The 22,077-nt window shown below is 48.1% G+C and carries 22 protein-coding genes and 1 pseudogene; 18 read left to right on the top strand and 5 right to left on the bottom strand.

The annotated features are described in order from the left end of the window. The 4 genes from EAO38_RS09015 to EAO38_RS06880 form a co-directional block, all read left to right on the top strand. The coding region (locus tag EAO38_RS09015) for a hypothetical protein (protein WP_205588369.1) at window positions 1-270 on the top strand (270 nt) is incomplete at its 5' end. Between the two features lie 15 nt (window positions 271-285). Then, window positions 286-489 (top strand): hypothetical protein, encoded by a 204-nt coding sequence (locus tag EAO38_RS08940; protein ID WP_162982719.1) that lies wholly within the window; start codon window positions 286-288, stop codon window positions 487-489. A gap of 833 nt (window positions 490-1,322) precedes the next feature. Beyond that, window positions 1,323-2,912: an McrB family protein gene (locus EAO38_RS06875; RefSeq protein WP_205588370.1), complete on the top strand. Its 1,590-nt coding sequence runs from the start codon at window positions 1,323-1,325 to the stop codon at window positions 2,910-2,912. Continuing rightward, window positions 2,909-4,246, top strand: coding sequence for an McrC family protein (locus EAO38_RS06880; protein ID WP_121022375.1), 1,338 nt, complete (start codon window positions 2,909-2,911; stop codon window positions 4,244-4,246). The genes EAO38_RS06875 and EAO38_RS06880 overlap by 4 nt, the downstream gene beginning before the upstream one ends. Here EAO38_RS06880 and EAO38_RS06885 read toward each other — a convergent pair. The 3 genes and pseudogenes from EAO38_RS06885 to EAO38_RS06895 form a co-directional block, all read right to left on the bottom strand. Continuing rightward, complete coding sequence (locus EAO38_RS06885; RefSeq protein WP_104752092.1) at window positions 4,243-4,464, bottom strand: hypothetical protein; 222 nt, start codon at window positions 4,462-4,464, stop codon at window positions 4,243-4,245. The genes EAO38_RS06880 and EAO38_RS06885 overlap by 4 nt on opposite strands. Continuing rightward, window positions 4,465-5,346, bottom strand: a complete 882-nt coding sequence (locus EAO38_RS06890; protein ID WP_121022377.1) for a transglutaminase domain-containing protein — start codon at window positions 5,344-5,346, stop codon at window positions 4,465-4,467. Window positions 5,347-5,353: 7 nt separating this feature from the next. Beyond that, window positions 5,354-6,813 (bottom strand): annotated as a pseudogene (locus EAO38_RS06895) (catalase). Between the two features lie 225 nt (window positions 6,814-7,038). On the opposite strand from EAO38_RS06895, the gene EAO38_RS06900 reads away from it, so the two are divergent. After that, window positions 7,039-8,379: an outer membrane family protein gene (locus EAO38_RS06900; protein ID WP_328588092.1), complete on the top strand. Its 1,341-nt coding sequence runs from the start codon at window positions 7,039-7,041 to the stop codon at window positions 8,377-8,379. Here the strand turns inward: EAO38_RS06900 and EAO38_RS06905 are convergent, their stop codons facing one another. Together EAO38_RS06905 and EAO38_RS06910 are read right to left on the bottom strand one after the other, a co-directional pair. Further along, on the bottom strand, window positions 8,380-9,018 hold the full coding sequence (locus EAO38_RS06905; protein ID WP_121022379.1) for an ATP-binding cassette domain-containing protein: 639 nt from the start codon (window positions 9,016-9,018) through the stop codon (window positions 8,380-8,382). Beyond that, on the bottom strand, window positions 9,018-10,304 hold the full coding sequence (locus tag EAO38_RS06910; protein WP_328588093.1) for an apolipoprotein N-acyltransferase: 1,287 nt from the start codon (window positions 10,302-10,304) through the stop codon (window positions 9,018-9,020). Before EAO38_RS06910 ends, EAO38_RS06905 begins: the two co-directional genes overlap by 1 nt. A 125-nt stretch (window positions 10,305-10,429) precedes the next feature. Between EAO38_RS06910 and EAO38_RS06915 the strand changes: the two genes are divergently transcribed. From EAO38_RS06915 to EAO38_RS06975, 13 genes are all read left to right on the top strand, one after another. After that, window positions 10,430-10,987, top strand: coding sequence for a CvpA family protein (locus tag EAO38_RS06915; RefSeq protein ID WP_121022383.1), 558 nt, complete (start codon window positions 10,430-10,432; stop codon window positions 10,985-10,987). A gap of 8 nt (window positions 10,988-10,995) precedes the next feature. Then, window positions 10,996-12,486 carry a lysine--tRNA ligase gene (gene lysS / locus EAO38_RS06920; RefSeq protein ID WP_121022407.1) on the top strand — a complete coding sequence of 497 codons (1,491 nt, stop codon included), beginning with the start codon at window positions 10,996-10,998 and terminating at the stop codon, window positions 12,484-12,486. 1 nt (window position 12,487) lies between these two features. Further along, window positions 12,488-13,732: a serine hydroxymethyltransferase gene (locus EAO38_RS06925; protein WP_104751928.1), complete on the top strand. Its 1,245-nt coding sequence runs from the start codon at window positions 12,488-12,490 to the stop codon at window positions 13,730-13,732. 9 nt (window positions 13,733-13,741) lie between these two features. Then, the gene (locus tag EAO38_RS06930) at window positions 13,742-14,284 is read left to right on the top strand and encodes a DUF1882 domain-containing protein (RefSeq protein WP_121022385.1); all 543 of its coding nucleotides are present in this window, start codon (window positions 13,742-13,744) and stop codon (window positions 14,282-14,284) included. Window positions 14,285-14,314: 30 nt separating this feature from the next. Next, on the top strand, window positions 14,315-15,334 hold the full coding sequence (locus tag EAO38_RS06935) for an SPOR domain-containing protein (RefSeq protein WP_121022387.1): 1,020 nt from the start codon (window positions 14,315-14,317) through the stop codon (window positions 15,332-15,334). 49 nt (window positions 15,335-15,383) lie between these two features. Further along, the gene (locus EAO38_RS06940) at window positions 15,384-15,755 is read left to right on the top strand and encodes a RidA family protein (protein WP_121022389.1); all 372 of its coding nucleotides are present in this window, start codon (window positions 15,384-15,386) and stop codon (window positions 15,753-15,755) included. A gap of 2 nt (window positions 15,756-15,757) precedes the next feature. Beyond that, on the top strand, window positions 15,758-16,999 hold the full coding sequence (locus tag EAO38_RS06945; protein ID WP_121022391.1) for an NAD(P)/FAD-dependent oxidoreductase: 1,242 nt from the start codon (window positions 15,758-15,760) through the stop codon (window positions 16,997-16,999). Further along, window positions 16,996-18,351, top strand: a complete 1,356-nt coding sequence (locus tag EAO38_RS06950) for an alanine/glycine:cation symporter family protein (RefSeq protein ID WP_121022393.1) — start codon at window positions 16,996-16,998, stop codon at window positions 18,349-18,351. Before EAO38_RS06945 ends, EAO38_RS06950 begins: the two co-directional genes overlap by 4 nt. Next, window positions 18,332-19,468 (top strand): alanine racemase, encoded by a 1,137-nt coding sequence (gene alr, locus EAO38_RS06955; RefSeq protein ID WP_121022395.1) that lies wholly within the window; start codon window positions 18,332-18,334, stop codon window positions 19,466-19,468. Before EAO38_RS06950 ends, alr begins: the two co-directional genes overlap by 20 nt. Window positions 19,469-19,755: 287 nt before the next feature. Beyond that, a complete protein-coding gene (locus EAO38_RS06960) occupies window positions 19,756-20,910 on the top strand; it encodes a DDE-type integrase/transposase/recombinase (RefSeq protein WP_121022397.1) in 1,155 nt (384 codons plus the stop codon). A gap of 134 nt (window positions 20,911-21,044) precedes the next feature. Continuing rightward, window positions 21,045-21,236, top strand: a complete 192-nt coding sequence (locus EAO38_RS06965) for a hypothetical protein (RefSeq protein ID WP_121022399.1) — start codon at window positions 21,045-21,047, stop codon at window positions 21,234-21,236. An 11-nt stretch (window positions 21,237-21,247) separates the two neighbouring features. Beyond that, window positions 21,248-21,475 (top strand): hypothetical protein, encoded by a 228-nt coding sequence (locus EAO38_RS06970; protein WP_121022401.1) that lies wholly within the window; start codon window positions 21,248-21,250, stop codon window positions 21,473-21,475. Between the two features lie 318 nt (window positions 21,476-21,793). Continuing rightward, on the top strand, window positions 21,794-22,077 hold a 284-nt coding region (locus tag EAO38_RS06975), incomplete at its 3' end, for a helix-turn-helix domain-containing protein (protein ID WP_162982720.1).

Below are 22,077 nucleotides of genomic sequence, written 5' to 3' on the forward strand. Positions count from 1 at the left end.
GAACGCACCTTGCTCATTGACGCCTATAGCCATGAGCTCATCGCTGAGCTAGAGAGCTACCCCAAGTGCGCCCATGACGACTGCTTGGACGCTTTGGAACATACTTGCCCTGTTTGCGAGTTAATGGGGAAGCCTTTTAAGCCCCGGCAAAGAGATTTTAAGGCAAAATGCTCAATCAAGGCCCCGGCCATGCTTCCTCATGGCGGTACCTCAAAGCCTAGAGGCGTTCTGCTTTTGAGCTTTTCGCCTTTCTGCCCGGGTTTGTTATAGTGTGCCCGGGCCCTCTTGTTCTACAATAAAGCCTCTCCCCTTTTTCTCTACCACACATTCTTGGAACGCAAGTCGCCCAAGTTGCAACGCCCAAGCGTTGCGCTTGCCAGCTTGCCTGCCTACGCCCGGCTTGTGGCGCAAACCTCTTCCATCGTTACCTTAAAATACCGTCATAATTTAGATGTACTCACACAGCAAGTAGCCAACACTACAGAATAACACATTAGAGAGGCATTTGGCCAATAAAAAGACCCAGTAACCCAAGTATTACAAGTTGCTTTCACATCGTAGATACCCCAAACTTCGCCCCCGCACCTGGCTATTTGCTAGTTACGGGGATAGCATAATCTTTATGCCAAAATGCGATCCCTTTAGGGTTTAAAGCATGTTGATTTGCCAATACCTATTAGAAATTTTAAGCTAGAATGCCATCGAGATTTGTAAGGAGCTGTGTGGAAAAGATAGAATGGAATGAGGAGCAAAAACAGCGATTTCAGAACTTGTTGCGGGAGTTTGTGGGATTGGTGGATGATAAGGTACAAGAGTGGAAGCAGACGGGCAGAACTCCAACAATACCAAAGTATGCTTTATGCCAAAGCGGGCTGAACAATTTTTTAGCGCAATGGGGCTATGTGTGCCGTGTTAGTGTTGGTTCTGGGTATCTATCTGATGAGCCCGCAATCGCCTTTTTTCGTCAAGATATTTTAGGAGAAGAATTTGTCAATCTTGAAAAACCAACCCTCCAACAAGGCTTTTACATTTGGCTTGCGCGCTATTGGCGTAATTTAGAAAAGATTTATCTTTGTATTGGTCGATCTGTGCGGGGGGATGGCGAAGAAGAATGTCAAAAATGCCCAGCGTATGACATATTAATCAAACCCAATGGAGCACGATATCAGGAGTCTTATGACGATTTAGAGGCTAAGATTGAAGAGATCACCAACGATTTTTTATATTTTGCCAATGAATTTAAGAAAATCCCCACCGCGTATTTTAGACCATCTGGTACACACTCTCAAGAAACAACCCCCCATACAGAAAAGGAACTCCCCATGAATGATTCTCCTAAGATCCCCCTTAATCAAATCCTCTATGGTCCTCCGGGCACAGGCAAGACTTATCATACCATTAACAAGGCTTTAGAGATTTTGCTAGACAAGCAAGGGCAAGAGCTAGAGGCAGAAATCCGAAAGGCATTTGAGGCGTTAAAACTAGAAATCCCCCAATCTAGCCAAGCTGGGATCGAGAGAGAAGTTGATGACAAGATTAGGGCAGAAAAGACAAATAGAGCTTACGCCAAACTCTTGTTTGATTATTACAAAGATCAGGGGCGTATTGGTTTTGTTACTTTTCATCAAAGTTATGGCTATGAGGAGTTTGTAGAAGGGATCAAGCCGGAGATGAATGGCAAAAAGAAAACCAGCGAGCAGGTGCGCTATAAAGTTGAAGATGGGATTTTTAAGAGGATGTGCAAGGGAGCGAGAGATCTAGAGAGTTCTCATGACAAAGACCACAAAACACCCAATCAAGTAGAACAAAGCATGGCAGTGCAAGAGAGTGTAGATAGCTACATAGATCGTTTATTTGAACATTTTATAGACTTTTTGAGGAAAGAAAAAGAACAGAATGGGCATTATGGACTTGTTAAACTCAAGGGGGGTGATACACTAGAAATTACAAGTACAGAACCCAAAACTTTTCGCTTCAAGTACCCTAAGGGGAAAGAGGTCAAAAATACCGCATCGAAGAAAACTGTGAAAGATAAGTACAAAGAATTTTACACATCACACATACAACACGGAAAAGTGCCAGAGTTAGAGGATATTGGTAAGGGTACTAAGAGCTATATTTGGGCAATGCTTAATGCAATGATGGAATTTGAACAAAAACACTCTAAGATACAGCAATCCATACAAACAACAAACACGCCTCAAGCCCCCACCCAAATCCCCTACATTCTCATCATTGATGAGATCAACCGGGGCAATATCTCTAAGATTTTTGGCGAGCTCATCACCCTAATTGAGGAGAGCAAACGCATAGGCGAAGAAGAAGCCCTAGAGGTTAGCCTACCCTATAGCAAAGAGTCTTTTGGTGTGCCTAAAAATCTCTACATTCTAGCCACCATGAACACCGCCGATCGCTCTATCGCCTTGCTAGACACCGCCTTGCGCCGTCGATTTAGTTTTGTAGAAATGATGCCTGAGCCTAGTTTGCTCAGTACGGATTGCGCTGGTGCGGATTTGCAAGCCCTTTTAGAGGCGATGAACGCGCGCATAGAGTTTTTACTTGATAGAGGTCACACCATCGGACATGCCTATTTTCTAGGACTCGATAGCTTAAAGGGCTTGCAAGATTGCTTTAAAAACAAAATCATCCCGCTCTTGCAAGAGTATTTCTATGACGATCATGCCAAAGTTAACGCGGTGCTCAATGCTAATGGCATGCTAAAAGATAAGAATATGGACGGCACATTGCAAAGACTCTTGGGGGATTTTATAGACACAGATAAAAAGATTTACCAAATCACAGAGACTAGCGCATGGGGCGTTGACACTTTTAAAGCGATTTATGGGGGTGCTAGCCAAAAAGAGGAGCAGATAGCCTCTAGTGCGCCTGCAACCCAAAATGCAAACCCATGAAAACCACGCCCACACTCCATTTAGCCGAATACCAAGCTTTCAGCCAAGCAGACATTGCAAGGCGTTTAGGGGATCGTAAAGACAAAGCCCCCAAAATATGGAAAGCTCTTGAAAGTTTTGCAAGGCAAGAGGGCAATCATCAATTTTTAAGATTCAGTGGCAATAGCCTGAAAACCCAAAACCATGTGGGTTTGATTCAGGTTAAGGGCTTTTGTATCGAGATTTTGCCTAAGATTTGTGGGCGCGATTTAAACGATCATGTTGGCTGTAAAAAGCAAATGGCTCAATTCGATCGTCTCAAGTTTCAAGAGCAGGTGAGAGAATTTATCAAGCCAGAGACCAACTTAGCCCCGCAAGAGCCCCCATGCCCTCTCTGCCATGCCAAGCAAGTTTTGTATAATTGCCTAACCACGCTTAAAAACGCGCCCTTTAAACAAAGCCAATTTTCTCATCTGAGCAACGCGCACTTGCCCCTGCTAGATGTCTTTGTACAGATGTTCTTAGAGGAGTGCGCCCAGCTCATCAAACAGGGGTTAAAGCGAGATTACTTAGCCATCTCCAAGAATCGCCCCTTTCTTAAGGGCAAATTAGAGTTTGCCAGCCATCTTAGAGTGAACATGATCCACAAGGAGCGTTTTTACACCACTAGCGATGAATATAGTCTAGATAACCCACCCAATCGGCTCATTAAAGCCGCTTTGGAGTTTTTTAAAACCTTGAGCCTAAGCCCTAAGAGCCAAGAAAAATTAAACGCCGTGCGCTTTGTCTTTGATGAGGTGCGTGCGAGCAAAGGTAAGGATATGAATACCGATTTTGGCAAGCACGCCACGCGCTTTAAAGAGTATGAAAATCTTTTAGCATGGTGTGATCTTTTCTTGCGAAAAAAATCTCTCACTCCCTATAGCGGATCGGACCTAGCTTATGCGTTGTTGTTCCCTATGGAAAAACTCTTTGAGTCTTTTGTAGGGTATTGGTTACAAAAAAGTTTGGGAGAATATAGGGTGTATCTGCAAGAATGCAAGAAATTTTTGATGCAAGATGAATGGTGCCGGGGTGTTTCTCTTCTCAGGCCTGATATTGTGCTAAAAAACAAAGAAGAGGTGCTAATTTTAGACACCAAATGGAAAATAGAAGATGCCAGCACCGCCGATCTTTACCAGATGTGGGCGTATGCGAGCAAATACGCCTTTCTCGAATCAAAAGGCAGACAAAGACGCATGGGCGTGTGGCTGGTCTATCCTTGGCAGGATCGCATAAAATCCGCCACCTACACTTTTAACGCCAATCAAGACATCGCGCTCCAAATCAAGTACTTTCCACTAGATAAAGGCTAGTCTTGCTTGCGGAAAATGAATTTGTCAATTTTAAAGAAAATGATCGCCCCGATGGTCTGCCCCAAAAAGAGATTGATCCACAGGGGCGTGCCCAGCCATTCAAAAAAATGCATGAAGGGCAACATCACCACCGCTGAGAGCATCCAACGCAACCAATACACCAAAAAGAGCTTGCTCTTATACTCTTGAGGAAGCCGCAGTTTCTTCAAAAAATCCATTTATGCTCCCAAAATTTGGTAAGATAAAGTGCGCCCCTCGTCTCTAAAAGAGGCAATAGTGATAAAATGCATGTCCCATGGGTCTAAGAAGGCTGTTTTTCCTCCCAAGTCAAAGCGCATCCAACCTCGATGAGGCAAGAACACCTCTGTTAGCATAGCGGTCTTGCGCGTCTCTAAATTGATACCCCGCACAATCCTAGAGGGGATTTTGGCACACCGGCACAAGATCGCAAAGTATTCGCTGGCCCACGCTTGGGGATTCCCATAGGGCATGGGTCCAAAATCTGTGGTGCTCGCTATGCTGAAGTAATTGTGCACACTCGCTTCTATGGACGATCCGGCCAATTTGCGCGCCTGCTTGAACATGGAAAAACCCACAGGGCACACTCCTCCAACGCGAGTCCAAAAGAAGCAACAAGGATCGTATTCAGGCATGCTCCCAAAGCTCAAAAAGGGTTCTAAATCCGCATCGCTCTCTTGAAGGGGGCGTTGTTGGCGTACCTCTAGCACAATTTGTATTGCCTTGATGGGATCACGCGGATCAAAATGGACCAAAGCCACCGGGTGTAAGTAAGGATCGGGGTACTCACTAGGTTCATCATGAGCACCGATGAGAGGGATGTAAGAGATAGAACGATCGTAAGCGTAAAAATCCCAAAAATGGATTGTGTGGTAGCTCCCCTCAATGCGCAAATTAGCAGGCTTTTGAAAGGGAGTGATGGAGGGCAGGGGGATCATCTCTTCATCTGCGCCCTGGGGGCCAAAGTGATAATCAAAGCGAACCCTATAGCTCCTGTGAGATTGGGGAGATGCGTCCAAAAAATCCGCACCAGCCACCACCCACGCTCCCAAAGCCCCTTTTAGAAAGTCGCGCCTGTGCATGGGCTATCTATAACCCCTTTTGCCACAACTCTTCAATGCGTTTGCCATAATGGGCATCGGCTTTTTTGAAGTGTTCTAATTGGCGCTTGATAATCTCTGCGGGCACACCCTGCATCGCATCGGCGACATTTTGGCAGGTGCGCTCTTGTTCGTCTTTGGGCATCAAGCGGAAGAGATCGCCTGCTTGCGTGTAGTAATCTGTGTCATAATCGCGGAAGTTGTAGGCATAAACAGCCATTTCATCTTCAAGTTTAGCAAGCTCTAATTTAGGCTCGCGCGCATGGGGGGCTTCTTTATAACCGGGCAGAGAGCTAGGCTCATAGTTGCGCATCGCGCCGTCATGCCCATTGTTCATAAAGCCATCCCTTGAAGAAGTGGCAAAAGGACAACGGGGCGCATTGACGGGCAGTTGGCTGTGGTTGATGCCTAGGCGGTAGCGGTGGGTGTCCCCATAGGCAAAGAGCCGCCCTTGCAACATGCGATCGGGGCTATAGCCCACACCCGGGATCACATGGGCGGGATTAAAGGCAGATTGCTCCACTTCGGCAAAGTAGTTTTCAGGGTTTTTATTCAGCTCCAAAATGCCCACTTCAATGAGGGGGTAGTCTTTATGACTCCACACCTTGGTCACATCAAAGGGGTGGAATTTGTAATGTTTGGCATCGCTTTCGGGCATGATTTGCACGCAAAAGCGCCATTTAGGATAATCTTTTTTCTCAATGGCTTCAAAGAGATCGCGTTGGTGGGAGTCCATGTCATGCATACGGATTTTAGCCGCTTCTTCGCTGGTGAGGTTTTGAATCCCTTGCAAGGTTTTAAAATGGAATTTCACCCAAAAGCGCTCGTTCTTCTCATTGATGAGGCTAAAGGTGTGGCTACCATAGCCATTCATATGGCGGTAACTCTTGGGGATGCCCCGATCGCTCATCAAAATGGTAACTTGGTGCAGGCTCTCGGGCACTAAGCTCCAAAAGTCCCAAACCATCGTAGCGTCTTTCAAGTTGGTTTTGGGGTGGCGTTTTTGGGTGTGGATGAAATCGGGGAATTTGAGCGGGTCGCGGATGAAAAACACCGGGGTGTTGTTGCCCACGATGTCCCAGTTGCCCTCTTCGGTGTAGAGTTTGAGCGCAAAGCCTCTAGGATCGCGCTCGGCATCGGCAGAGCCCTTTTCGCCCGCCACAGTAGAAAAGCGCAAAAAGCAGGGGGTTTTTTTGCCCACCTGATTAAAGAGCTTGGCTTTGCTGTATTTGGTAACTTCAGTACTGGTGATGGTCAAGGTCCCATAAGCCCCACTGCCCTTAGCATGCACCACGCGCTCAGGGATTCGCTCGCGATCAAAATGGGCGAGTTTTTCTAAAAACCAAGTGTTTTGTAAAAGGACTGGCCCCCTAGGTCCGGCGGTAGAAACATCTTGATTATGTCCAACGGCGCGCCCACAGCATTGGTGAGGATAACATCTTTATCCATAACAAAAATCCTTTCAAAATTAGTTGAGTTCTTAGGGCTAAAAGCCCTGGGCAAAATTATAATGTAAAGATGATAAGATTGCAAATTTCTCTACTAGAGTCTTGTATCTTGGTTAAGCTTTTCAAATAGTTGCGCTAAGGTAATATTCTTTAAAGTCATCTGCATTCACTCCTCCATTTCAAGGATTTTATGCGACACTAGGCCAGCTTGCTAGCAAGGATTCTCTTGAGGTTTAGAATTTCTCTTGCAGTGTTAATCCCCCTCAGTGTGCATGCTTTTGATTACAAAATTAGCGGGCGTGTGGGGTCGTTTTCACGGCTTGGTTTCAATCATTCTCAAATCAATTCAAAGAAGGGGATTTACCCTACGGGCAGCTATGTTACCACCATGGGGGCCTTACAAATTGATTTGAACTTACTCCCTAAGTCTAGCATGCACAAGCTTGGCGCAGGGCTTGGGGGGCAACTGGGCGGCTTGGTTTTTGACTCCACAGCAACACGCATCGATCAGAGTAATCCTAATGCGGGGTTTTTGCCCACGGGCTGGTATTATGTGGGGCGTTGGCAGGGGTATTTGATGGGGGCTCCCTGGCATGCATCGCTCTATGGCAATAGCGTCCACGCGCGTGCTTATGTTCTCTACAACGCCTATCTTGCCTATGCCTATAAAGACATTGCGCTTTGTCAGATAGGGCGTTATCCCAGCCGTGCGCTCTTTTTAAATGGCTACAATCAAGGCTTTACATGTTTTGTACAAAGGGGAGCTTGGCGCTTGGAGTGGTTTAGCAGTTATGGACGCGCCCGCGCGAACCTGCAATACATTCGAGATTTTTATGCGCCCCTACAGTATGATTTTGCAAACGGGCGGCGTACCAACTATGGCTTACACGCTCTTAGCCTTTTTTGGCGCAAGAAGTCTTGGGATCTACAAGCCTTCTTTTGGTTTTATCCTAAAAACTTCATCGCCCCCGGGGGACAAATTACTTATGACACCCAGAGAAACTTGGATTCTTGGCGTATCCAAAATCATTTTTATTTGTGGTTTCCCCTGTATAGCCACGCTTTGGCACACACCTATTGGCGCAGCAGCTCTATGGGGCGTTTTAGCGCGTCCTTATTGTGGCAACAAAATTTTCTTATCTCTAATTACCACTTTGGTTGGAGTCTTTATAAGAATTTTGGAAACGCTAATGCTAGAATTGCGCGTTTTGGTACACCCATTAATTATGACACCAAAGACAACACACCCTATGAAGGGCGTTTAGATAATCTCTATAATAGCAATGCAATCACAATAGCTGCGCGGGGTGGGGGCACTTATAAAAAATTTTCTTGGGAAATTTTGGGGCGACTCACCTACTCCCCCCGCGCAGATGCCCAAAGTCTGGGTTTGACTTGTTTTTACGATGTGAGTGCGCGGGTACGTGCGATGTTCCGGGTGAATTACTATGAGGCATCCATGCACCGGGGCTACAAGGTTGGCTATTTTGGCGCGCCCAATTTGGACTTTGCCCCCACCACTCAAGATCGCTCTTATGTGATGACTTCTATTAGCTATAAAATGTGATCAAAGCAATCTGAGTCGTTGTTGTTCTAGCAAATAAATGCGGGTACAATCGCGCGCCATCTTTTCATCATGGGTGGCTAGAATGAGCGCGCCTTGATGGGCATGGATGTAATCGCGCATGGTTTGCATCACCGCCATAGCGGTGGTGTTGTCCAAATTGCCCGTAGGTTCGTCCGCAAAGATGATTTTAGGTTTCTTGGTGAGAATGCGCGCAATGGAGAGGCGTTGTTGCTGCCCTCCGCTGAGCTCCCCCACGCTTTGAGAGAGCAGCTGTGCGATCCCCAATGTTTCTAGCAGCGCGGTGTCTATGGGCTGTTGGGTCAAAATAGAAGCCACTTGCAGATTTTCTAACGCGTTAAAGCCCTTGAAAAGGTAATGGGCTTGGAAGATGATCCCAATTTGGTAACGGCGGATGTGCAAGAGAGTCTTCATGGGCAGGGCGTAGATATTCTCATGTTCGAGCAGGCGCACCACACCCTTTAAGGGCTTTAACATGGTAGAGAGGTGGTTGAGCAGGCTAGATTTCCCACTCCCACTCACCCCTAAAAGCGCGATGGATTCTTGAGCCTTGAGCTGTAAATGCAAATCTTGATAAAGCCAATGTTCAAAGCGATGGCTAATGTGGGTGGCTTCTAACATTAAAACCCTTTATTTTGATCGCCCAACAGAGTGGGCGTTAAGATGTAAGAGGGCGATAAATTGGTGCTGTGCATGATGGTTTTGTGGAAACGGCGCGCGTAGTACTTCAAAAGCATGCGCTGTAAAAAGGGCTCAATGCTGGGCACAAACCACGCGTTATTGCTGATCACCACAAAGGTGTCTGGGCTATGGGGGTAGGCAAGCGCAGAAGTGCCTTCATAGCACACAAGAGGGCGGAATTTAAACCCCTGAATGTCAAAATCTCTAAAAGAAGCCCCACTCCCCAAGCTGAAAGAATTTGCACCAAAGAAAACTTTTTCTAAATAGTCGGCTAGAAATTTGGGCAGGGGCATTTTTTCTCCAAAGGGAGCTAGGATCACCTTGTGGGCATATTGATAGCTCTTATTGGCAAAGACATAGGTAGAATTGTACAATGTGTGATCTGCTTGTGTGAGCGCGCCGGTGATGATGGTGATGTGCGCGCTCAATTCTAGCAAGGTGGGGAGTAAGTTGCTGGCATTGAGCACAAAGGGGAAGGCGGTTTCAGGCAAGATCACCACCTGTTTGTGCTGGGCGATCGCGTTGTGAATGAGGGTTAAATTGTGCGCGACAATTTCTTGTAGGTGATCGTGTTGCCATTTGAGATCTTGGGCAGTGTGGGTGGTGGCAACTTTGAATTGGCTAAAGGTGTTATGGGGCGCATTGGAGGCATGCCAGTCTACACTCAGGGCTAGCAGGATGCAGGCTAGAAGTTTGGGGTAAAGGTGGGCAGAAGTCTTGAGAAATAAGAGTCGTTGGTTTTCATGGGGCTTGAGCAGGGCAATAGCCATGAGCACACAAAGAAAACTCAACTTGTCCACCTTGAAGACAGAGTAGGCAAAAAACGCGTCCGGGACAAACCAATCAAACCCAAAGGGGTGGATGTAGCTAGCCAACCACAAAGCCAGCACGCGATAAATGGGCGAAGAATGCCAACACAGAAGATAAAAAACCCCCCCATAGCACAGAGCGGTTAGAATCATCATAAGCGGGATAAGAAAGGCATAATCGCTGTATCTAAAACTCAGCGCACACCAGTAAAATAACCCCAAGCCCACCAAAAAACCAAAGCCAAAGGATCGCTCTCTTTCTACTTGCAAGCATGCCAAGACACTCAAGGGGGCGAGCAAACTCTGCAGGGTACTTAGCGCCAATGGGTGTTTCACAAGCAAACAGCCCACATACAAGGGAGCTAGAAAGAGTAGCGCCAATCCCCAGTGTGTGCGTGATACCAGCCAGCCCCACACGAAATGATCAATCCTTGGCGATGGCAACCATGCTCCTTGCGTGTGTCAAATGTCCATAATTTTAAGCTTACAGAGTTTATAATTCTAGGATAGATTGTCTTAAATTCACTTAGAAATGTGCGCGGATGGATTACATTGACCTGATCTTGGTGGCTGTTATTCTTGTCATAGGAATCCGTGGGTTTTACAATGGGTTCATTGACGAGGTGGCGGGCATTTTGGGGATCGTGTGCGGGGTGTATTTGGGGTCTAGGCTTGCAGGGCATGTGGGGGCGTGGTTCTCTGCCCATGTGCACAATTTCCATAGCCCCTCTATGGAGAGTTTGGTGGGTTTTACTTTGGTGCTTGCGGGGGTGTGGATTTTATTCTTGATTGCAGGGGTTGTGGTGAGCAAGGCAGTGAGTTTTAGTAATTTGGGCGCGATTGACAAGGTTTTAGGCTTTGTCTTTGCCTGCGCAAAAATGTATCTAGTTTTTGCTTTCTTGCTCTATGGGGCATCGCGCTTTGATTTTATGAAGTCCTTAGACACCTATTTGCGCGCCCATAGCCAGTTTTACCCAACCATGCAAGAAGTGGCCTCCTATGTGATGCAACGCCCCGAGATTCAAGAGCTAGGCAAGGCCATTCAGAACAAAGCCCAAGAAGTCCAAAAAGCGCCCCTAATCCCCACCCAAACCCCATGAGTGATTCTATGTTTGACAACCCCTATATCCAACAACGCCTCCACAAGGCAGAACAATTACGCGCCCACGCTCTCAACCCCTATGAAAACCGCGCGCAGCGATCTCTAAGCAATGCGCAATTCTTGCAAACTTTTAGCGCGCTGGAGGTGGGGCAGAAAGAGGCAACGAGCACGCACGCGCTAGTGGGGCGGGTGAAGTTTATCCGCTTGATGGGCAAGGCATGCTTTATTAAAATTGAAGATCAAAGCGCGTTATTGCAGGTTTATCTCTCACAAAATGACCTAGGCAAAGAAACTTTTGATATTTTTAAAAAATGTGTAGAGGTGGGGGATATTCTCAATGTTGTGGGGTATCCCTTTGTGACTAAAACCAAAGAACTCAGTTTGCACGCGCTTTGCTTTAAGGTGCTCACTAAAGCCATTGTGCCCCTGCCTGAGAAGTTTCATGGCTTGAGCGATATTGAATTGCGCTACCGCCAGCGTTCTATGGATTTGATCGCCAATCCAGAGGTAAAAGAGGTGTTTGTGCGCCGTAGCGCCATTGTGGCATGTGTGCGCGCTTTCTTTGAACAAAAAGGTTTTTTAGAGGTAGAAACCCCCATGATGCACCCCATTGCCGGGGGGGCAAACGCGCGCCCCTTTATCACCTACCATAACGCCTTAGAGGTGGAGCGTTATTTGCGCATCGCCCCGGAGTTGTATTTAAAACGCCTGATAGTGGGGGGGTTTGAAGCGGTCTTTGAAATCAACCGCAATTTTAGAAATGAGGGCATGGATCACTCCCATAACCCAGAATTTACCATGCTTGAATTTTACTGGGCGTATAAGACTTATGAAGATTTGATCGCCTTGACAAAAGAGCTTTTCAGCGCCCTCTTAGAGCATTTGGGTTTGCCCACTAAGCTGGTGTATGGGGATGTAGAAATTGATTTTGAGGCGTTCTCTTGTGTGCCTTTCAAACAGGCTTTAGTGGAGATTGGGGGGGTGCGCTCTGAAGCGCTAGAGGATGCCAATACCCTAAGAGCGTTCTTAGAAAAACAGGGCGTGGAGGTGGGGGGGGCGCTCTCCTATGCGCACTTGCTCGCGCAAGCCTTTGACGCGCTGGTAGAACCCAAGCTCATTAACCCTACCTTTATCACGCACTACCCTATTGAACTCAGCCCCCTAGCGCGCCGCAACGACACAGATCCCAATATCGCCGATCGTTTTGAACTCTTCATTGCGGGCAAAGAAATTGCCAATGGCTTTAGCGAGCTCAACGACCCCCTAGATCAATACCAACGCTTTGAAGAGCAGGTTAAAGCAAAAGAGAGTGGGGATGAAGAGGCACAGTTTATGGACACCGATTATGTTTGGGCGCTAGGGCTTGGCATGCCCCCCACAGCCGGGCAGGGGATTGGCATCGATCGGTTGGTGATGTTGCTCACCAACGCAAAGAGTATTAAAGATGTGATCTTCTTCCCGGCCATGAAACCCTTAAAATCCAACCAAAGTGAGTGATATGGCTTTCCATTTACAAACAAGCGATCCGCAAATTTTTGATTTCATCTGCCAAGAATGGCGACGCCAAAACGAGCATTTGGAGATGATTGCTAGCGAGAATTACACCTTTGAAAGCGTGATGGAGGCAATGGGGAGTGTGCTGACCAATAAATACGCTGAGGGCTACCCCTCTAAGCGCTATTATGGGGGTTGTGAGGTGGTGGACAAGATTGAAGAGATCGCCATTGAGCGGGCTAAAAAGCTTTTTAATTGCGCCTTTGCCAATGTGCAACCCCATGCGGGCAGCCAAGCCAACATGACCATTTACCACGCCCTGCTCAAACCTCATGAGCGCATTTTGAGCATGGATCTGAGTAGTGGAGGGCATTTAACCCATGCCTCTCCAGTGAGCCTAACGGGCAAGCATTTTCAAGGCTTTTTTTATGGACTTAATCACGAGGGCTGGATTGATTATGATGAGGTCTTAAAGATCGCCAAGATTGTGCGCCCTAAACTCATTGTGTGCGGCTATTCTGCCTACCCTAGGGAGGTGGATTTTAAACGCTTTAGAGAGATCGCCAATGAAGTGGGCGCGCTCTTGATGGGCGATGTGGCGCATATTGCCGGGCTAGTGGTCGCTGGGGAGCACCCCCACCCCTTCCCCCATTGCCATGTGGTGAGCACCACCACACATAAGACATTGCGCGGTCCTAGGGGGGGCTTGATCTTGAGTGATGATTTAGAAGTGGCTAGCAAGATCGATCGCGCGCTCTTCCCGGGCTTGCAGGGGGGGCCTTTAATGCATGTGATCGCGGCTAAGGCGGTGGGGTTTTTAGAAAACCTCAAACCCGAATGGAGAGACTATATCATCCAAGTTAAACGCAATGTACAGGTTTTAGTCAAGGTGTTCTTAGAACATGGCTTTGATTTGGTGAGTGGAGGGAGTGATAACCATTTGCTGGTGATGCGCTTGCATGAGTATAGCGGCAAGGACGCACAAATTGCCCTCGATCGCGCCGGGATCACCACCAACAAAAATAGCGTACCCGGAGACACACGAAGCCCCATGCTCACCAGTGGGCTAAGGCTGGGTTCGGCTGCGCTCACCAGCAGGGGCATGCAAGAAGAGGACTTTCATTTCATTGGCAATAAAATCGTGGAGGTCTTGCAAGATGTCCAAAACAGCGCCAAGCACGCGCGCATTAGAGAAGAAGTGGTGGCGTTTTCTAAGCGTTATAAAACTTATGACACTCCGATTTTCTAAGGAAGTCGCATGGTAGAGATGGATTTACAGCTCATTAAAATGCAAACAAGCCACTACTTCGTACAGCAACCCGGTTTAGGGCGGCGCGTCACTTATTTGGGGCGTTGTTTCTATGACAAGTTTGAAAAAGTTGGGGCTAGTCTCACTTCTATGCTCATCCAAAAGCATTGGCGCAGGGAGATCACCATCGCGCATAACTTGATTTTGCCTAACAATAAGATAGAGAACATCGTCTTTGATTACAATGGGCGCAATACAGAGCGCTTTTACCACAAGGCGCAATTACTTCTAAGAGAAGAGGGGTATATTAATTTTACTGCCTATGAGAGCAAAACCCCCGGGCATTTGCATTTGTATATACACAAGGGGCATACTGAGCTTGGCGAGGGTTATAGACTGGCTAAGACGCTTTCTATGAAACTCGCTCAGGGCTTGCCCAATGAATGGCGTGTCTTCCCCAATGGCGATCTCCCACCAGATTTCAATATCCTCATTCTGCCCTATGAAGTCTTTGCCAAAGAGAGGGGGGCGAGTTGGGCAAAACATATGTGATGTGCGCAATACCTCAAAAAGGACAATTTTATGGACAATTCAGAACTCAATAAAGACCTCAATAAAAGGCTTGATGAGGCGTTGAACGAGCACGAAGTCAAGAGCTCTAAGTTCAAGAAGATTTTGCTGATCGCGGCTGTGGGTCTCATCATACTGGGGGTGGTGTTGGTGGTGTTTTACAAAAGCACGCGCGAACCGCTTAAAAGCGCGTCTGTGCCCAATGAACAACACCTGCAAAAGGTGGGCAATCTCCATGACAATAGTTTCGATCAAAAGGGCTTTGAAAACTTGACCTTAGAACCTGCTGGCAATACTAAAAAGGAAGAGGATAAGTTTGATCAGATTGTCAAGGATATTCAGGCCAAACAAGTGCAAAAAGTCCCAGAGCCTCCCATTGTGCTCCCCACCAGCCCTCTAGACAAGCCCATAACCCCCCCGAGTGCCCCTGTGTTGCCCAAGCCAGAACCCAAACTCAGCGAAAAAAAGCCTCTAGAAAAACACGCAGAATCGCATAAAGAGCGCAGCGCCAAATCCAAGCATGAAAATCACGAAAGAGAAAGAGGGCAAAAGCATGAAAGGGTGGCCCATAAAGCCCCAGAGAAAAAGCCCGCCCCCAAAGTGGAGCACAAAAAACCCGCCCCTAAAGCAGAACACAGAGTCGAGCCTAAAAAGGTGGCTGAAAAACCCAAAGAAGCCCCCAAAGTCGCTAAAGCAGAACATGTAAGGGCTTCCCACCCCGCCCCCTCAACAAAACCCCATTCTGATGTGGAAGAAATCCCCTTCGACCACGTCAAGGGGGAAAAGGCGGGTACCACTACGCCCCAACACCCCAGTGTTCCCAAGGGATTCTATTTGCAAGTGGGCGTGTTTAGCAAAACCCCCAACCCTAAATTCATGGAGGCTTTTATGAAATACCCCCACCAGATACAGACGATTAACGGGCAAAAACGCTACCTAATTGGCCCCTATGCCACAAGAGAACAAGCCGATGCCAAACTTGAAGAGGTGAGCCACAATGTCGCCAAACCCGTGCATGTGGAGATCAAGTAGTCAAGGTGCCCTAGCGCGCCCTCATGTTTAATTTTTACAAAGGAGTTGTATGCAAAAAATCCACACAGATCACGCCCCTAAGGCCATTGGCCCCTATTCACAGGCGATTAAAAGCGGCGGGTTCGTCTTTGTCTCTGGGCAGTTGGGCATTGACCCTAAGAGCGCAGAATTTGCCGGGGGCATTAAAGAGCAAACCAAACAGGCCATGGAGAACATGCGCGCCATTCTCAAAGAAGCGGGCTTGGATTTTAGTGCCGTGGTCAAAACCACCATCTTGCTCAAAAACCTAGAAGACTTTGGAGTGGTGAATGAGATTTACGGGAGTTATTTTCAAGAACCCTACCCCGCCCGCGCCACTTTTCAAGTGGCCAAACTGCCTAAAGATGGGTTAGTGGAGATCGAGGCGATCGCACGGGTTTAGGCATGCAAAAGGACATCATTATCATCGGTGGGGGCATTGTGGGCTTGAGTTGTGCCTACGCTTTGCACCATGCCGGCAGAAAAGTTACGCTGATGGAGCAAAATGACGGGAGCAGTGGGTCTTCTTTTGGCAATGCGGGCTTGGTTTCTGCCTTCAAGAAAGCCCCGCTTGCTAGCCCGGGTGTGGTGTGCGACACGATCAAGCTCATGCTCAAAGGGCAAGCGCCCTTGAATATCCACTGGGGGCTCAACCCCCAACTCTATAAATGGCTGTGGAAATTTATCAGAAGCGCGAACGCGAAGTCTCTTAAGCGCACTTTGGCGCTCTTTGAACGCTATGGCACGATGAGTTTAGAGGTTTATCATGAGATGTTGGATCGGGGCATGGATTTTTGGTTTAAAGAAGATGGGCTCTTGATGATCTACACTCTCAAAGAGAATTTTGAGAAAAAACTCAAGGCGTGTACACACTACCCCACGCATACCTATGAAATCTTTGATCCCAAAGCCACACTGGATTATATGCCCATCGCTAGAGAAGAGAATATTTGTGGAAGCGTTTTGCTCAAAGAAAACGCCCATGTGGACGCTCAAGAAGTGATGGAGAGTTTGCAGGGTTACTTGAAAAATGCGGGGGTGGAGTTTTACTACAATGAAGAGGTTTTAGACTTTGAATTTAGTGGACAAAAGATCAGCGGTGTGTTGACCAACCATAACAAATTTGAAGCCCACACCATCATTTTAGCCACAGGGGCTAGTCCCTACTTGCTCCAAAAAACCCATAATCGCTTTTTGATGATGGGCGCTAAGGGCTATAGCATCACCTTTAAAATGCCCGAAGAGCTCAAGCCCAAGACCTCTTCTCTCTTTGCAGACATCTTTTTAGCCATGACCCCGCGCCGTGAAAGTGTGCGCATCACTTCTAAGCTTGAACTCAACACCACCGATCCGGGCATTGTGCGCGCCCAAATTGACAATATTAAGAAAAATTTCACCACCTTCACACATCCCTTTGAAATGCAAGAACCCAAAGAGTGGAGCGGGTTTAGACCCCTTACCCCTAATGACATCCCCTACTTGGGCTATGATGCGCACTATAGTAACCTCATCCACGCCACAGGCTTAGGCTGGCTGGGCATCACCTTTGGACCGGCAGTGGGCAAGATCATCGCCGATCTCATCGCTTGTGGATGCAATGAAAAGAGCGCGGATATTATGCTCTTTTCTGCCTTTTTTAGAGAATGAATGCGCTCAATTCTCTCTTAGAGATTGTCAGAGAATGGGTGTGGGGGTTGCCCTTATTAGTCTTGTTGGTGGGCACGGGCTTGTTTTACACCTTCTTGCTCAGGGGGATTCAATTTAGCAAGGCTATCCATGCCTTCAAGGTGCTTTACACGCGCGACAAACACTCCCATGGCGATATTTCGCAATTTTCTTCTTTAATGCTCTCCATTGGGGCAACTGTGGGCATTGGGAACATTATTGGGGTGTCTTTGGCGATCGTGATGGGGGGAGCGGGGAGCATTTTTTGGATGTGGATAACGGGTGTTGTAGGCATGGCGACCAAGTACGCCGAGGGGGTGCTTTCTTTAAAATACCGCGAGGTGGGCAAGTTTGGCTATAAGGGCGGTCCGATGTATTACATCAAAAACGGGTTGCACATGCCCAAACTCGCCTTTGTTTTTGCCCTCTTCACTTTGATCGCCTCCTTTGGGATTGGGAGCATGACTCAGGCAAATGCGGTTTCTTCTATTCTCTTACACCATGCCTCTATGCCCACTTGGCTTTCTGGTTTCATCATCACCGCTATTACGGGTTTCATTTTGATGGGGGGGATCAAATCCATCAGCAAGTTTAGCGATTATTTTGCGCCCTTCATGGTGCTCTTGTATGTGCTCACCACTTGCTATATCGTGCTCACCCATCCTAGCGCAGCCTTGGACGCGCTAAAACTCATTGTGTCGCGAGCTTTTCACCCTCAACCGGTCTTAGGGGGCGTGGTTGGGGGAGTGAGCTTGCTCACCATTGTAGAGATTGGGGTGTCTAAGGGGCTCTTTTCTAATGAGGCGGGCATGGGGAGTGCAGCCATTGTAGCGGCCGCTTCTAAGAGCGCACACCCGGTTAAGCAAGCCCTCATCACCATGCTACAACCCCTCATCATCACGATGGTGGTCTGTACCTCCACCGCGCTATTGGTGCTCATGACTCCGGTTTATCACCAACTCCATGATGCCAGTTTGCTCACTTATGAGAGCGTGCGCTATTTCCATCCTAATGGGGGTTGGATTGTCTTTGCCTCTATTATTTTCTTTGCCTATTCTACAATAGTCGGGTGGGCTTATTATGGGGAGCGTAGCATTGAATTCACCTTTGGGGATCGCTACATTTTCCCCTACCGCATTCTCTATCTTATCACCATCTTTATTGGGTCGATCACCAAGCTAGAATTTGTGTGGAATTTCTCAGACATCGCCAACGCTTTAATGGCAATCCCCAATTTGATCGCCCTACTCTTGCTCCATAAAGTCGTGGTGGCTGAAACCAAGTCTTATTTTAGCGCGTTGCAACAGGGTGTCTATGCTCCCCACGCGCGCTAGCTATGTGGAGGTCAGCACCCACGCCCTAGTACATAATTTTCAAGTCATGCGCGCTTTGCTGGGGGCTAAGATGAGCATCATGGCGGTGGTGAAAGCAAATGCCTATGGATGTGGCGCGCTAGAGGCAAGCCGTGTCTTTGTAGAGCAGGGGGTGGAGTATTTGGGGGTGGCGACCTTTGATGAAGCCCTAGAATTGCGCGCGCGCTTTGAAAAAGTGCCCATTCTCATTCTAGGCTTCACTCCAGATCACATGGCACAAGAGCTCATCCAAGCCAATATCACCCAAACCCTCTTTTGTGAAAAACAGGCGCGCCATTTTTCACAAACCGCGCTCAAATTGGGGCGCAAGCTCAAGGTGCATATCAAAATAGACACGGGCATGAGCCGTTTGGGTTACTTCCCCACCCCCAAAGCCGCGCACGCCATCGCCCAAATCGCCCAGCTCAAGGGGCTAGAACTAGAGGGCATTTTCACCCACCACAGCAATGCGGACGCGCTTTATAAAAATTACGCCCAGCAACAAGCCACGCGTTTTGTGGAGTTTTTAGATCAACTAGGGCGCATGGGATTAGAGTTTAAATACCAGCACATGGCAAATAGCGCGTGCGCACTGAGCATGCCCAGCTATGGCATGAATTTAGCACGCATTGGGCTAGCCCTCTATGGCTTACACCCCTCTATTTACACCCAAGATACCCTAGAGAAAAAGGGTTTTGCCCTGCGCCATGTCCTCACCCTCAAAGCCCAGATTGTGAGTTTAAAAGACATCCCGGCGGGGAGATTAGTGGGCTATGGGGAGGATTACTATTGCACACAAACCACCCGTGTAGGAGTTCTGCCCCTAGGCTATGGCGATGGCTTTTCTAAAATCTTGGGCAACAAGGCTTGGGGGCTTTTGCATGGGCAGAGAGTGCCTGTGATTGGGGGGGTGTGCATGGATCAATGCTTTATTGATGTGGGCGATATAAAGGCGCAAGAGGGCGATGAGGTGATTCTCTTGGGCGATCCTCAAAGTGGAGCTATGGGCGCAGGGGACATCGCTAAAATCTTGGGTATCATCAATTACGAAGCCATCACCATGCTCACCAAACGCCTCCCTAGGGTGTATTTGCCTTAAAAGCCCGTGTAGCAATCCCTAGCATAACTCACATAAGGGATCAAAAAATATGTTGTGGAGAAATTGCCTAGAATTAGGCATGGTGGTATCCTAACCCCCCATAATCAAGTCCTTATCCCTCTTGATCATCTCTTTATCATAATTGCGCCGATTGCAAGCGCAAGTTCAATTTAGAGCGCGTCAAAGAGGCCATTCTAGCTTTAGGGAGCACGGGCAAGCGCCATTCTTATGCGGCCTATTACCGCTATTATTTAGAGCTAGAGCGCGCACACAACCCTAATTTTCACGTGCGTTACAACCGCTTTGTAGACAAAGCCAAGCTAGTGATAGGCCAAGACAAGCAGCTCCAAATCTTTTTGAAAAAGGGCAAAGACGGCCTTTTACAGCGCTACCCCGTGGGCATCAAGCCCAAAGAGTACCCTAACTCAGAATGGCAGGTAGATAGCACTAAAATAGACTTTATGGTCAAAATAAAAGACCCTACAGCTAAAAAGGGCTATCGCCTAGGGCGTAAAAACTTAAGCGCGGTGATAGACTGCGCCAGCGGGGCGGCTTACGCCCAGCTTATAGATAGAACAAACTCTACGCAACAGCTTAGAGTCCTTTTTAACGCCTTTGGCAAAATGGGCGTACCAGATAAGGTGCGTTCAGATAATGGCAGCGATTACGCCAGCAAACATTACCAAGGCTTTTTAAAACTCTGCAAAATCTCTAGCGTGCGTTGCGCCCCCTATGAAGGCCGCCAAAAAGGCAAGATCGAACGTTTCTTTGGGGTCTTGCACAGCGCGCTAGAGTGGTTGCCCGGCTACTTGGGTTGCGATGTCGCCCAACGCCAGCGCCTAGAAGCCCAGCGCGCCAGCAAGAAAGACACCTTGAGCGGGGCAAAAACCCACTACCCAGAAGATCAACTACTCTATGAAGAGGAGTTGCAAACCCTCATAGATCACGAATTAGAGCAACGATACAACAATTACAAGGGCCACGCCCCCTATTTGGCCAGCGCCCAAGAACTCTCTAAAATCTATAGCTATCTAGGCAAAACCCACACCCGCACCGTGCGCGCCTATGGCGTAGAATTAGACAATGTCGTCTTCACCAGCGCCCAGATGTGGGAGAAATGCGCCATAGGGCAAAGCGTGCTAGTGGTAGAAAACCCCGATGACCCCCAAGAGGTGAGCCTTTATACCCCCACCAAGCGCGAGTTTATCGCCACCGCGCACTCCACCACTCTAGGCCCGCGCGCCCTAGACCTCAAGGGCTTTAAAAAGGCCAAAGCAGACTATTTAAAAAACCATCTCAACCCCTTTTTAAAGCGCGTGCAAAGCGCCCAAGACAATGTCGCCACCCACCGCGCCACAAAGATCAAGGGCATTTTAAGCAATTACCAAAAGCCCCCCCGCGCGCAAAGCCAGCCCCCGAGCAACAAGATCAATACGCCTTGATCAAGCGGGCTAGGGAGGCCTATGAGCGCGCCAAAAAATCCAACCCAACACAAGGAGAGAACAATGAGCAAACCGGTTAGTGTGCGCGGCACCACTTATGGCAGATGGGGCGCAGACCCTAAAAGAGAGAAACCATGCGTGCCACCATCCAAAAAAGCATAGACCTCACCAGCATTGAGCTAGACCTCCAAGAGCTCTTAGCTAAGGCCTATGACTTGGGTTTTGCCAATGGGCAAAGCCAAGACTACATAGAGGGCTATGAGGAGGGTTACAAGGCGTGTGCGCGCGCCATCCAGGCAGAAATGAAAAAAGCAGGCATCAGCTAAAGGAGAGAGAGATGCAAGAAAAACAAGCCTTACTAGAAGCCACTACAGAGCTTACAGAGGTGGATGTCCAAGAGCCCCTAAGTCTGCTCCCCAAGGAGTTAGAAACTCTGCTAGCCCAGGCCCACCAAAAAGGGTTCCAAGAGGGCTATAACGCCGGGCTAGGGCGCTCACACCGGGTTAAAGAGGGCAAAGAGCCCACAAGGCTCTATAGCCCCGAAGAGCTCGCAGCCATCTTCTAGGCCAGACATAGGGCGTTTTCAAACGCCTTAGATCTGCCCTAGAGTGCAGGATCGGGGCAAATTTATGAAAGGAGTTAAACCCTTGTTGTTGCAAACCCTTAGCGCCCACCCCTGCAGCGTGGGCTCTTAGATCAAAATTAGGGCGTTTTCCAAGCGCGTTAATTCTGCTCTAGGGCAAGGGTTTAGAGCAAATTGACAGAAAGGAGACTCTGTTCATAAGACATAGCCAACGCCTATAAGCCTTGCCTTGTGGGCGTTCAACACGCGTTCAACACGCCTTAAACACGCCTTAAATAGGCATTGAAGAAAGGATAAACCATGCATTTAGGCAAAGATTTAGAGGCCTTTATTAGAGAATTCCACTTAAGCCAAGCCCAAGTCGCGCGCTCCATTGGCAAAAGCCCCGCGCTGCTCTCCAAGTTCATCAAGGGGGATTTAACAAGAGTGGATGACTTGTTAAGAGGGGCATTTATTGCCCCTAAAGAAAGCATAGATAAGCAATTTAAGCACATCTTAGAGAGTCTACAAGCCAACCCCAGCATTGAGGACATCAATCCTAGATTCATTAAAACCCAAGACAATTATCAAGGCGCGCATATTAA

The organism is Helicobacter vulpis (assembly GCF_003660395.1).
In the GTDB taxonomy this organism is placed as follows: Bacteria; Campylobacterota; Campylobacteria; order Campylobacterales; family Helicobacteraceae; genus Helicobacter; species Helicobacter vulpis.

Bases quoted from the DNA above. Each gene is read 5' to 3' on its own strand.
- EAO38_RS06945 (WP_121022391.1), top strand. From the start codon at position 15,758: ATGCAAAAGGACATCATTATCATCGGTGGGGGCATTGTGGGCTTGAGT.
- EAO38_RS06905 (WP_121022379.1), bottom strand. From the start codon at position 9,018: ATGTTAGAAGCCACCCACATTAGCCATCGCTTTGAACATTGGCTTTAT.
- EAO38_RS06970 (WP_121022401.1), top strand. From the start codon at position 21,248: ATGCAAGAAAAACAAGCCTTACTAGAAGCCACTACAGAGCTTACAGAG.
- EAO38_RS06930 (WP_121022385.1), top strand. From the start codon at position 13,742: ATGGTAGAGATGGATTTACAGCTCATTAAAATGCAAACAAGCCACTAC.
- EAO38_RS06885 (WP_104752092.1), bottom strand. From the start codon at position 4,464: ATGGATTTTTTGAAGAAACTGCGGCTTCCTCAAGAGTATAAGAGCAAG.
- EAO38_RS06950 (WP_121022393.1), top strand. From the start codon at position 16,996: ATGAATGCGCTCAATTCTCTCTTAGAGATTGTCAGAGAATGGGTGTGG.
- EAO38_RS06915 (WP_121022383.1), top strand. From the start codon at position 10,430: ATGGATTACATTGACCTGATCTTGGTGGCTGTTATTCTTGTCATAGGA.
- EAO38_RS06940 (WP_121022389.1), top strand. From the start codon at position 15,384: ATGCAAAAAATCCACACAGATCACGCCCCTAAGGCCATTGGCCCCTAT.
- EAO38_RS06965 (WP_121022399.1), top strand. From the start codon at position 21,045: ATGCGTGCCACCATCCAAAAAAGCATAGACCTCACCAGCATTGAGCTA.
- EAO38_RS06925 (WP_104751928.1), top strand. From the start codon at position 12,488: ATGGCTTTCCATTTACAAACAAGCGATCCGCAAATTTTTGATTTCATC.
- alr (WP_121022395.1), top strand. From the start codon at position 18,332: ATGCTCCCCACGCGCGCTAGCTATGTGGAGGTCAGCACCCACGCCCTA.
- EAO38_RS06875 (WP_205588370.1), top strand. From the start codon at position 1,323: ATGAATGATTCTCCTAAGATCCCCCTTAATCAAATCCTCTATGGTCCT.
- EAO38_RS06935 (WP_121022387.1), top strand. From the start codon at position 14,315: ATGGACAATTCAGAACTCAATAAAGACCTCAATAAAAGGCTTGATGAG.
- EAO38_RS06880 (WP_121022375.1), top strand. From the start codon at position 2,909: ATGAAAACCACGCCCACACTCCATTTAGCCGAATACCAAGCTTTCAGC.
- EAO38_RS06890 (WP_121022377.1), bottom strand. From the start codon at position 5,346: ATGCACAGGCGCGACTTTCTAAAAGGGGCTTTGGGAGCGTGGGTGGTG.
- lysS (WP_121022407.1), top strand. From the start codon at position 10,996: ATGTTTGACAACCCCTATATCCAACAACGCCTCCACAAGGCAGAACAA.